We start from the raw sequence: 10,677 nt of genomic DNA on the forward strand, positions 1-10,677 counted from the left end.
CGGCAAAGCGCTCGCGGTGCCCGATGGTCACTGAAAGTGGGTAGAATGCGGTTTTTTTCCAGTTGCGGGGGTGCGCGTTGCGCGAAATCGTCCTGATTAACATCACGGGAGTCGACCGTCCGGGTCTGACTGCGGCCATTACCGGCGTTCTGGCACAAGGTGGTGTGAACATTCTCGACATCGGTCAGGCGGTGATCCACGACACCCTGTCGTTTGGCATCCTGGTTGAAATTCCCGATTCCGAGCAAGGCAAGTCCGTGCTCAAGGACATTCTGTTCAAGGGCTACGAGCTTGATCAGCAAGTGCGCTTCACCCCGGTGTCCGAAGAGGATTACCAGCAATGGGTGGGCAATCAGGGCAAGAAACGTCACATCGTCACCCTGCTGACGCGCAAAGTGACTGCCGGGCAATTGCAGGCTGTCAGTTCGATCACTGCCAAATACGGTCTGAACATCGATCACATCGACCGTCTGTCGGGTCGTATGCCGCTCGACACCCCGGCCGACCAAGGCAAGGGCTGCATCGAGTTCTCCGTGCGGGGCGAAGCGGCTGATCCGCAGGCGCTGCGTGCCGAGTTCCTCAGCGTTGCGCAGGAACTGAACGTCGACATCGCCTTCCAGGAAGATTCACTGTTCCGTCGCAACCGTCGTCTGGCGGTGTTCGACATGGACTCGACGCTGATCGAAGCCGAAGTCATCGATGAACTGGCCAAGGCGGCCGGGGTTGGCGAGCAGGTTTCGCAAATCACCGAGCGTGCCATGGCGGGCGAACTGGATTTTCGCGCCAGTTTCAAAGAGCGTCTGGCGCTGCTCAAAGGCCTCGACGTCAGCGTGCTGGACTCGATCGGCGCTTCGCTGCGCCTGACCGAGGGAGCCGAAACCCTGTTCGCTGAACTCAAGCGTCTGGGCTACAAGACCGCGATCCTGTCGGGCGGCTTCACCTATTTCGCCAAGCAATTGCAGGCCAAACTCGGTATCGACTACGTCTTCGCCAACGAACTGGAAGTGGTCGACGGCAAGTGCACGGGCGTGGCGATCGAGCCGATTGTCGATGCGCAACGCAAGGCTGACCTATTGAAAGAACTGGCGCACAAGGAAGGTTTGCGTCTGGAGCAGACCATTGCGGTCGGCGACGGCGCCAATGACCTGCCGATGCTGGCCATTGCCGGGTTGGGCGTGGCGTTCCGCGCCAAGCCGTTGGTCAAGCAGTCGGCGAAGCAGGCGATCTCCACGCTTGGGCTGGATGGCGTGCTGTATCTGCTGGGCTTCCGGGATCGCGACGGGCAGCTCTGACTCTCCAGGGCCAGCGTCGGACTCTTCGCGAACAAACCCGCTCCCACTTTGGAATGCATTTCAAGTGTGGGAGCGGGCTTGCTCGCGAAGGGCGCAACTCGGTCTAAAGCGACTTCCACAACGAATCGAAATCCTCTTCGCTCCCGCCCTGCTGCGCAGCCTCCAGCGAGCGATAGGCAAACTGATTGAAACTGTGCGTACTCGCCACCCGTCGATCCAGTCCGGCGGGGTGTTCCTCGCCCTGGGTGTTGATCAGCACTCTATTGCCTTCCTGAAATGGTAAACGCGGCGCCAGCAAGGTGGCCGGCAAGTCGATCGCGCTGATCTGCGGCAGCAGCAGTCCCCGTAAATAGTGGCTGTGATCGTCCCGCGAGCGCACCAGTTGCAAACCGCACGGTTGTGCATGAGGCGCCACCAGTTCAATGCCCATCTGCGTCCCGCTGCCGAGCACCTGCCGGATCCAGCGAATGACCGCGATGCTCCAACCTTGATTCGTGCTGTCCTGAATCCCGAGCATTTCCCCGGTCTGTAACTCGACGGGGACTTCTTTCGGCCAGCCCAGGCAATAACCACCGGGACTGTGATTGATCACAGGCAGAGCATACGTCGGATAGTGGGGCGTGCTGTCGGTGCTGCTTTCGTCCTCCACCAACTGGTCGTACTGAATTTCTTCGTAGGGCAGAAACTCATCGGCCTTGCTTTGCGGCGCGGCGTCGAACGACTGGCTCCAGCTGTCCTTTTCACCCTGGGTCACGACGCTGCTGAAGTTTGCCACGCGCGCGCCGGGGTGTTTGAGCAGTTCGCTGAACGTGCGTTCGCCACCCAGGTAGAAGTGCAGGGCGCTCATGCCCACGCACACGGTCAGGCTGCCTTGGCCTACGGTGCGCTGAAAACTGCGCTCGGCCGCCTGGCCCCAGGTCGCATGCAGGTGTTGCAAGGTGTCGAAGCTCAGCCCGGCAGGGACGGGCAGCGGCGTCGACGTGTCCTGGCGCTGCAGAAGTGCCTCAATGACATTCACCAGCGGCTGCGGATCGAAGCCGAGCAGTGCGTTTGTCTGCTCATTGCGAAACATGTTGCGATAGCGCGGCCCGGCATCGAGTTCGGCGCTGATCGCAAACAAACCTTCGTCCGGGCTACCGGGATGCAGTTTGAGCAAAGCACTCCACCGTTCGATCACTTCAGCCAGTCGGGCGATCTGGTTCTGCCGCAGTTGATTGCAGCGGGCGCTGCCCAATAGCAGAGCGGCGATGTAAGTCTGTTCCAGGCTCAACTCGGTGGTCAGGCTGGCGAGATCGTCATGCACCTGGCGCTGCTGCAACTGCAATTCACAGGCAATTCGATAGAGCTGATGCAGCTCGAGCCACAGATGCTCCGGCGGCGAACTGTACAACTGCGTGGCGCGCACCCATTGAGCTTTAAGTGCATGGGCTGCCCGTTGCAGGGCCTGGCTGACGAGTGCCGCACGATCCTTGCTGTACTTCGGCACAATGCGTAACACGATCTGTTTGTAGCCGATGGCCAGCTGACCTTGCAGTGTCTGACACAGGTTGCTGATCTTGCGCGAGCGCTCGTCGAGCATGATCGCCTGATGCAGAAAGTGCCGCTCCAGATGCTGGCAGACGAAATACACCTCAGGGCGCAGCAGCTCCAGCAGTTGCAGGCGATTGTCACTGGGGGTGAGCAACAGATTGAGTTCGCCCAGGCCTTGATACAACAGGCGGGCGGTTTCGCCGATGTTGGCTTTGGGCAGGTCGGCGATCCAGCGTTTGAGATCGCGCGGGGTGTGTTCACAGAACGACAGGCGCGTTTGCGTTGGTGTCGGGGTGCGCAATGTCGGTTGGAATCGAGGCTCACTCATGCCATGACCAGCTCCGGAAACGAATGGGGCAATGCCCAAAACTCTAGCAGCTGTGGCCAGGTTCGCGGACTCGTGTGGGTTTTTTACCGTTTGTCTGCTGGCTCGTTGCCATGTCGCAGGCGCTACTAGGCTCTTAGGCGTGCGATCGGATACGCACGGTCGTACGGCCTGTTGCCAATAGCGGGCAGGTCTCTTCATAACTTCAAGGAGATGAGGTTCATGTCTAAATATGTAGTGGCAAATCAGTGGGGCGGCAGTTCGGCCCCTTGGCATCCAGGTGGAGATTGGGTGCTGGGCGCGCGGGACAACCAGAACGTCGTGGCCATCGAGATCAAGTCCGGCGACGACGGCAAAACGTTCACCGGCACCATGACCTACGCCGGTGAAGGCCCCATTGGCTTTAAGGCGCAACGCACAGGCCAGAACCAGTACAACGTCGAGAATCAGTGGGGTGGCAACGATGCCCCGTGGCATCCGGGCGGCAAGTGGGTTATTGGCGGACGGGACAATCAGAACGTTGTCGCGTTGAGCGTCACTTCCAATGATGGAGGGAAAAACCTCAGTGGCACCAATACCTATGCCAACGAAGGGCCAATCGGCTTTCGTGGGCAAATAGAGTAACGGTCCCCTCGAGTCGTATCCGCCCTTTCGCAGACGTGCGAACGGGCGGATCAGTGGCTACATCAGACTCAGGCTTTTGGCAGCGCCAAACCCTGGCCCATCTGCACTGGCGAGCCAGCCGCCAGTTCTTCAGCCCATTTCACTTGATCCGGCCCGAACAGCACAATCGCCGTCGATCCCAGCTTGAAACGGCCCAGTTCGGCGCCTTTTTCCAGATGGATCGGTGCGCGGGCGGCTTCGTCGTAGCGGAAGGTCTTCAGCTCGCGCTTCGGCGGCGTGACCAGACCGGCCCACACGGTTTCGATCGAAGCCACAATCATCGCGCCTACCAGAACAACCGCCATCGGGCCGCGTTCGGTGTCGAAAATGCACGCTACGCGCTCGTTGCGGGCGAACAGCTCCGGGACGTTTTCGGCGGTGGTCTGGTTGACCGAGAAGATCCGGCCCGGGATGTAGATCATTTCACGCAGGGTGCCGGCCAGCGGCATGTGTACGCGGTGGTAGTCCTTCGGCGACAGGTAAATGGTGGCGAAGTCGCCGCCCATGAACGGCGCTGCGTTTGCCGCGTCACCGCCGAGCAGTTCCAGCACGCTGAAACTGTGGCCCTTAGCCTGGAACACCCGACCGTGCTCGATCGGGCCGAGTTGGCTGACGGCACCGTCGGCCGGGCTGAGGATCGCGCCCGGGGTTTCGTCCAGAGGGCGCGCGCCGTCTTTCAGGGCGCGGGTGAAGAACGCGTTGAAGTGCTCGTAGGCGGTCAGGTCTTCGACCAGTGCCTGCGACATGTCCACTTGATAACGCTTGGCGAACCACTGGGTGAACGCATTCTTGAACCAGCGCACGCGGCACTCGGCAATGCAGCCGGCCAGGCGCGACAGCAAATGATGAGGCAGCAGGTATTGGCTGAGGATAAACAGACGCTCTTTCATTAGTTGTCCTTAAAAACCTTAAATCTCGACGGGCGTGTCAGGGTGGTTGCCCCATTCGCCCCAGGAACCGGCGTAGCCCTTGACTCGCGGATAACCGAGGGACTTGGCCACCAGATAAGTGAAGCCCGACCGGTGATGGGTCTGGCAGTGGGTAATGATTTCTTTGTCCTTGGTGATCCCCAGGTCTTCGAGGATCTGCGGCATGTCAGTGCGAATCCGCAGGTTGCGCGCCTTGTCCATGCCCGCGGTCCATTCGAAGTTGACCGCCCCGGGAATATGGCCGGCTTTGGCGGCCAGGACTTTCTCGCCGGAGTATTCCAGCGGCCCGCGTGCATCCCAGATCGCCAGGTCGGCGGCGCCGAGACGGCTTTGCAGGTATTCGCGCGTGGCAGTCGGTCCTTCGTGCAGCGTCAATGCCACCGGGCCACCGGCGGCAGGAGGTACCTGGATCGACATCGGCATGCCATCGGCCAGCCACGCCGGCAGACCGCCATCGACATAGTGGTACTTGTCGTGACCGATCACGTCGAGCAGCCAGATGAAGCGTCCGGCCCAGCCGCCGCCTTCGTCGTCATAGACCACGTAGACCGCGTCCTGGCGATGGCCCAGCTCACCGAACAACGCTTCCAGATCGGCTTTGGCCGGCAACAGTCCCGGCGCCGGTGGCTGGCCGAACTGGGTTCGTTTCGGATCGACAAACCGCGCCCCGGGAATGTGTCCTTCGATGTAGCGGGCGGCACTGGTCAAGTCCACCAGAATCAGGTCGCTTGCCTCGAGCCTGGGGAGCAGGTCGCTCGGTTCGATAACGAGCGGCAAGCCAGAGAAGTCAGACATGTGAGGTCTCCAGAGCACAAAGTGGGGGATTGTAGCGCAGCCTCATCGGCCACGGCTGCTAAAGCTGTGCAGGGCTTTTTCGATGCACTGCGCGGTTTTGCCAAAGGCTTGCACGGTGATATCGGCGAACGGTCCACCGCCCTGATCGGCGACGACGATCATGATCACCCGGCCATTGTTGACCAGTGAGCGCAGGAACAGGTGCTCGCCACGAAACAGCGAGCGCAGGCTTGGCGGCAGCAGGGCAGAGAATTGTCCGTCGTTTTGCGGGTTGATCCGCACCTGCGCCTGTTGCGCGAGCAGCCGTTGCAGGACTTTGCTCTGACTGACCACAAAATTCAGCGCTCCCGCTTCTTTTGGCAGGCCGAAGGTTTGGTGCACGCGCAGATTGGACTGGGTGCGATCTGCCATCAGGATCATCACCCGACGCATGCCGCTGGCGACCAGTGCATCACGGGCGGCGACGGTCAGACTCATGGCATTGGTGAACCGACTCGGCTCGGCCAGCAGTTCGGCGCATTGCCGGCGCCACTGAGTCAGATCTTCGGCGCTCGGGGCGGCGGCCGGGAGCATTCCGGCCGGCAAGCGATGGGTGCCCCACGGCCATAGCAGCGAAACGGCCGGGTGCCACAGATCCGGCATCGCATGGTGACGCGCACTGTTGGCCGCCTGTTGGTGCAATTGCTGCTGCACCTCGTCCATCGAAATTTGCAGATAAAGGCTGGTCAGGTACTGCCAGCGCCTACTGTGCGGACTGTCCCACGCCTGTTGCGCCGACAGCGCCAGCCCGTTGGCCAGCAGTACGGTGTTGGCGGGTTGATTGAGCCAGCGGCGCAACGTCGGATCATCGTCCAGACGATTTTGCTGGCGTAACGGGTGCTCGCTGTCGCGGGCGATACGCAGGACTTTGACCAATTCGCGTCGCTCGCTGAGCAGCAGTTTATAGCCTTGCTGCACCCAGACTGGCAGGTGCCAGGCTTGTACCAGCGCCTCGGCGATTTTCAGCAGGCGCACGCCAAACAATTGCTTCTCGACAGTGCGCGCCGATTCGCCCTTGTGGATAACTCGCAGCTCCCACTCTTCAAGCAACTGCGGATACGTCAGCGCCAGCGGCCACAGCGGCGAGAGAAACAGCAGGCTGCCCCAATGAATGTCCTGCCACAGCCGCGCCAGGCGACTGGCGAAAAAACCGTTGGCCTGTTGCGTGGCGTGCTGGCTGATCATTTGCAGTTGCCGCAGGGCCTTGGGAATCTGCATCTGCGGTTCGGCAGGCAGGCGTGCCAGCAGTTCTTCGGTGCGGGCGAGGCCGAGACGGTTGATCGCCACTTCGAGATTTTCCGCCGGTGTACTCATTGTGCCGTGGGTGTGACGATTTGCCTCACGGATGATGCTCAAGGCCAGCGCCGGGCTGTCCTGCATCAGGTCGGCGATGTCGCGCAGAGAACTGCGGTTGTCACGAATGGCCCGGCACACTTTGTCGTGAGCGTCTTGCGGCACGGGCAGGCGCACGCTATCGAGCCATGTCACCCAGCCTTCAAGGGTGGTCGGTTTTACGTGTGGGACGTTCGTTTCATTAGCCATGTCTGGACGAGATCTTCACTGACTGTAGACGCGCCCGGCATGGGCTAAATTGGCTTTTCGCCTGAACTGGCTATAGTCTGGCGCAGTTTTGCCGATAAGTAGAAGAAGAGATTTTTTAACTTCCGAATATGACCTTGAACCCGACTTAAATAAGTACTTTCTACCTATGGCTAAAATTATCGGCATCATCGTCGTATTCGCGAGCGTGCTCGGCGGATACGTGCTCTCCCACGGCAAGATTGCCGCCCTGATCCAGCCCTTCGAGGTGATGATCATCGGTGGTGCGGCACTGGGTGCATTCCTCCAGGCCAACCCCGGTTACATGACGATGCACGTGCTCAAGAAATCCCTGAGCATGTTCAGCTCGCGTTTCAGCCACACCTTCTATCTGGAAGTGCTTGGCCTGATCTACGAGATCCTCAACAAGAGCCGTCGCGAAGGCATGATGGCCATTGAAGGCGACATCGAAGACGCCGCCGCGAGCCCGATTTTCGCCAAGTATCCGGCAGTCCTTAAAGATGACCGCATGACCGCGTTCATCTGTGATTACCTGCGCATCATGTCCTCCGGCAACATGGCTCCCCACGAGCTTGAAGGCCTGTTCGACATGGAGTTGTACAGCCTGAAAGAAGACCTCGAGCATCCATCCCATGCGGTGAACGGCATTGCCGACGCCATGCCGGGTTTCGGTATTGTCGCGGCGGTACTGGGTATCGTGGTGACCATGGCGTCCTTGGGTGAGGGCGATCAGAAGTCCATCGGTCTGCACGTGGGTGCGGCGCTCGTGGGTACCTTCTTCGGTATTCTCGCGGCGTACGGTTTCTTCGGCCCATTGGCGCATTCCCTGGCGCACGATGCCAAGGAAGAGCTGAACGTCTACGAAGCCATCAAGGCCTCGCTGGTGGCTTCGGCTTCCGGCATGCCGCCATCGCTGGCGGTGGAGTTCGGTCGCAAGGTGCTGTACCCGGCGCACCGTCCAAGCTTTGCCGAGCTGGAACAAGCCGTTCGCGGTCGTTAAGCCATGGAAAATAATCAGCCGATAATCATCAAGCGCGTCAAGCGCATAGCCGGTGGGCATCACGGCGGGGCGTGGAAAATCGCCTTCGCCGACTTCGCCACGGCAATGATGGCGTTCTTCCTGGTGTTGTGGCTGCTGTCCACCGCAACGCCGGAGCAGAAGATCGCCATCGCCGGCTATTTCAAAGACCCGGTCGGCTTCTCTGAAAGCGGCACGCCTTACATCATCGATCTGGGCGGTACACCGACCCTAGCGCCGGAAAACACCCTCAACCCCGAGGTGAAATCCCAGCCGCAACCGGACAAAGTCACCGTCGACACCGATCAGGTCGAAGGCATGGCCGAGCAGGTCGAGAAGGAGCGTCTGGAACTGCTCCTGCAAGAGTTGCAGAACAAGGTCGACGAGAACCCGCAACTGCAGAAGTTCAAGGATCAGATCCTTTTCGAGATCACGCCGAACGGCTTGCGCATTCAGATCATGGACGCCGAGAACCGGCCGATGTTCGACTCCGGTTCCGCACGCCTGAAGCCGTACTTCGAAGACATCCTGCTGGCCATGGCCGACACCATCAAAGCGGTGCCGAACAAGATCAGTATCAGCGGCCACACTGACGCCCAGCCATACATTGGCCGTGGTGATTACGGTAACTGGGAACTCTCGGCCAACCGGGCCAATGCCGCTCGTCGTGCCTTGGTCGCTGGTAGCTATCCGGACGAGCAAGTGGCGCGAGTGGTGGGGTATGCCTCGTCGGCGTTGTTCGACAGGGAGAACCCGTTCAATCCGGTCAACCGCCGCATCGACATTGTCGTGCTGACCAAGAAGGCTCAGGCAGCCATCGAAGGTGCGCAAGGTGCCGAACCGGCGAAACCGGCAGAGCAAGGGCAAAATGGCGCCGCTGCGACGCCGCCGGTCGATCCGAACGCACTGCCGGCGGATCAGCAACCAGTGCCTGCGCACGAGCTGCGTGAACGGTTGAACCTGTTCGACGACGCTGCACCGAAACCGGCCGAGCCGGGAAGTGCGGCGCCGGCGCCGACAGCTCCCCCGGCCACTGCACCGGCCCCCGCGCCGAAGCAGTGACCCCTAAAAAGCCACGGTGACCGTGGCTTTTTTGTCTCTGCCTGCGTCGCATTGACCAATCGCAGTTTTCGCAATCACGGAAGATCAGTTATGGAAAGACTCAAAGCCTATTTTCAGCGGCACGGCCACGCCCCCTTCAAATTTGGTGAGGGGCGGGTCAGTGGTTATATCTCAGCCACGCTCGGGCTGTTGAGCCTGCTCGCGGTGTTGTGCTTCCTGTTTCCCGAGTGGCTCACCACTGCTGAACTGCGCAAGGTCTACGACGAACAGTTTGCGCGTACCACGCTGTTGCTGGGTCTGGTGCTGTCGTTCAGCCTCGGTACCCTGAATATCCTGCTCAACAAACGTAAGCGTCTGGGGATCACCGGGCTGGTCGCGTCCGGGCTGGCGGTATTTCTCGGCGGCACCAACGTGCAGGTCAGTGCAATCGGGCAGACCCCGTACTCGTTGGGTCTGGACTGGTTTGTCCTGGCGCTGCTGATCTCGGCCATCGTGTTTATTCCGCTGGAAAAACTGTATTCCAAGGACCCCGAGCAAAACATTCTGCGACCGCACTGGCGCACCGACCTGACCTACTTTTTCGTCAGCCACATGCTGGTGCAATTCATCCTGATTTTTATCACCGCTTCGTCGAGCTACATCGCCGGTTGGGCCGTGTCGCCGGGCTTTCAGGCCAGCGTGCAAAGCCTGCCGCTGGTGGTGCAGTTCCTGCTCGCGGTGCTGGTGGCGGACCTCGGTCAGTACTGGCTGCATCGGCTGTACCACGTTGTACCTTTTCTGTGGCGCCTTCACGCCGTGCATCACTCCAGCACGCACATGGACTGGCTCGCCGGCTCGCGCGTGCACTTCATTGAAATCCTGCTGACCCGCACTGGCGTACTGGTACCGCTGATGCTGCTGGGCTTCGCGCCGCAGGCGTTGAATGCCTATGTGATTCTGGTCGGCGTGCAAGCCGTACTGGCCCACGCCAACGTGCGCATCAAGGGTGGCTGGCTGAATTACCTGATCGTCCTGCCGCGCTACCACCACTGGCACCACGCCCGGCACAAGGACTACATCTACAAAAACTACGCGATCCACACGCCACTGGTGGACATGTTGTTCGGCACCTTCAAGCTCCCGCCGAAAGAATGGCCGGTGCGTTATGGCGTATTTGGCAAAGAGCTGCCGGGCGGGATTGTGCAGCAGCATCTTTATGCGTTTAAGAGGCCTGAACCGAAGTAAGTCAGGCGCAAGAAGAAGCCGCGATGATCGCGGCTTTTTTACGTGTGTTGAACGGCTGAATGTTAAACAAGGAAATCTCCTCCTGGCGTTAAAGATTCTTCCTACAGCTATCCATTTTTCGTTTTGATAGGGTGCCCGCCAGTTCTCGCGAGCACAAACCAGGGACGGTTTCGACATCGCGCTCTTTTCCTCTTTGCTTAAGGATAAGCGTATGTTCCGGCCGGCCAATGCGGCGCATTT

9 protein-coding genes are annotated in these 10,677 nt (G+C 60.1%); 5 read left to right on the forward strand and 4 right to left on the reverse strand.

The window, feature by feature from the left end; all coding sequences use genetic code 11:
* Nucleotides 1–77: 77 nt before the first annotated feature.
* Nucleotides 78–1,292 (forward strand): phosphoserine phosphatase SerB, encoded by a 1,215-nt coding sequence (serB, locus tag ACIOU6_RS18885; protein ID WP_221731211.1) that lies wholly within the window; start codon nt 78–80, stop codon nt 1,290–1,292.
* A gap of 103 nt (nt 1,293–1,395) precedes the next feature.
* On the opposite strand, the gene ACIOU6_RS18890 is transcribed toward serB, so the two are convergent.
* Complete coding sequence (locus ACIOU6_RS18890; RefSeq protein ID WP_401138600.1) at nt 1,396–3,150, reverse strand: molecular chaperone; 1,755 nt, start codon at nt 3,148–3,150, stop codon at nt 1,396–1,398.
* Between the two features lie 219 nt (nt 3,151–3,369).
* Here ACIOU6_RS18890 and ACIOU6_RS18895 point away from each other — a divergent pair, with 219 nt between their 5' ends.
* Nucleotides 3,370–3,771 carry a lectin OAA gene (locus ACIOU6_RS18895; protein ID WP_221731209.1) on the forward strand — a complete coding sequence of 134 codons (402 nt, stop codon included), beginning with the start codon at nt 3,370–3,372 and terminating at the stop codon, nt 3,769–3,771.
* A gap of 68 nt (nt 3,772–3,839) precedes the next feature.
* On the opposite strand, the gene asd is transcribed toward ACIOU6_RS18895, so the two are convergent.
* The 3 genes from asd to ACIOU6_RS18910 are packed head-to-tail and all read right to left on the reverse strand — an operon-like array spanning nt 3,840 to nt 7,115.
* Nucleotides 3,840–4,700: an archaetidylserine decarboxylase gene (asd, locus tag ACIOU6_RS18900; RefSeq protein ID WP_401138601.1), complete on the reverse strand. Its 861-nt coding sequence runs from the start codon at nt 4,698–4,700 to the stop codon at nt 3,840–3,842.
* A gap of 18 nt (nt 4,701–4,718) precedes the next feature.
* Nucleotides 4,719–5,534: a thiosulfate sulfurtransferase gene (rhdA, locus tag ACIOU6_RS18905; protein ID WP_401138602.1), complete on the reverse strand. Its 816-nt coding sequence runs from the start codon at nt 5,532–5,534 to the stop codon at nt 4,719–4,721.
* A 42-nt stretch (nt 5,535–5,576) separates the two neighbouring features.
* The gene (locus tag ACIOU6_RS18910) at nt 5,577–7,115 is read right to left on the reverse strand and encodes an HDOD domain-containing protein (protein ID WP_401138603.1); all 1,539 of its coding nucleotides are present in this window, start codon (nt 7,113–7,115) and stop codon (nt 5,577–5,579) included.
* Between the two features lie 166 nt (nt 7,116–7,281).
* On the opposite strand from ACIOU6_RS18910, the gene motA reads away from it, so the two are divergent.
* From motA to ACIOU6_RS18925, 3 genes are all read left to right on the forward strand, one after another.
* Nucleotides 7,282–8,133 carry a flagellar motor stator protein MotA gene (gene motA, locus ACIOU6_RS18915; protein WP_401138604.1) on the forward strand — a complete coding sequence of 284 codons (852 nt, stop codon included), beginning with the start codon at nt 7,282–7,284 and terminating at the stop codon, nt 8,131–8,133.
* Nucleotides 8,134–8,136: 3 nt separating this feature from the next.
* Nucleotides 8,137–9,213: a flagellar motor protein MotB gene (gene motB, locus ACIOU6_RS18920; RefSeq protein WP_221731206.1), complete on the forward strand. Its 1,077-nt coding sequence runs from the start codon at nt 8,137–8,139 to the stop codon at nt 9,211–9,213.
* Between the two features lie 90 nt (nt 9,214–9,303).
* The gene (locus ACIOU6_RS18925; protein WP_401138605.1) at nt 9,304–10,437 is read left to right on the forward strand and encodes a sterol desaturase family protein; all 1,134 of its coding nucleotides are present in this window, start codon (nt 9,304–9,306) and stop codon (nt 10,435–10,437) included.
* Nucleotides 10,438–10,677: the final 240 nt, after the last annotated feature.

The organism is Pseudomonas sp. NPDC087615 (genome assembly GCF_044743445.1).
Taxonomy (GTDB): domain Bacteria; phylum Pseudomonadota; class Gammaproteobacteria; order Pseudomonadales; family Pseudomonadaceae; genus Aquipseudomonas; species Aquipseudomonas baetica_A.

Coding starts and splice junctions, on each gene's coding strand:
- ACIOU6_RS18890 (WP_401138600.1), bottom strand. CDS start 3,150: ATGAGTGAGCCTCGATTCCAACCGACATTGCGCACCCCGACACCAACG.
- ACIOU6_RS18895 (WP_221731209.1), top strand. CDS start 3,370: ATGTCTAAATATGTAGTGGCAAATCAGTGGGGCGGCAGTTCGGCCCCT.
- asd (WP_401138601.1), bottom strand. CDS start 4,700: ATGAAAGAGCGTCTGTTTATCCTCAGCCAATACCTGCTGCCTCATCAT.
- rhdA (WP_401138602.1), bottom strand. CDS start 5,534: ATGTCTGACTTCTCTGGCTTGCCGCTCGTTATCGAACCGAGCGACCTG.
- ACIOU6_RS18910 (WP_401138603.1), bottom strand. CDS start 7,115: ATGGCTAATGAAACGAACGTCCCACACGTAAAACCGACCACCCTTGAA.
- motA (WP_401138604.1), top strand. CDS start 7,282: ATGGCTAAAATTATCGGCATCATCGTCGTATTCGCGAGCGTGCTCGGC.
- motB (WP_221731206.1), top strand. CDS start 8,137: ATGGAAAATAATCAGCCGATAATCATCAAGCGCGTCAAGCGCATAGCC.
- ACIOU6_RS18925 (WP_401138605.1), top strand. CDS start 9,304: ATGGAAAGACTCAAAGCCTATTTTCAGCGGCACGGCCACGCCCCCTTC.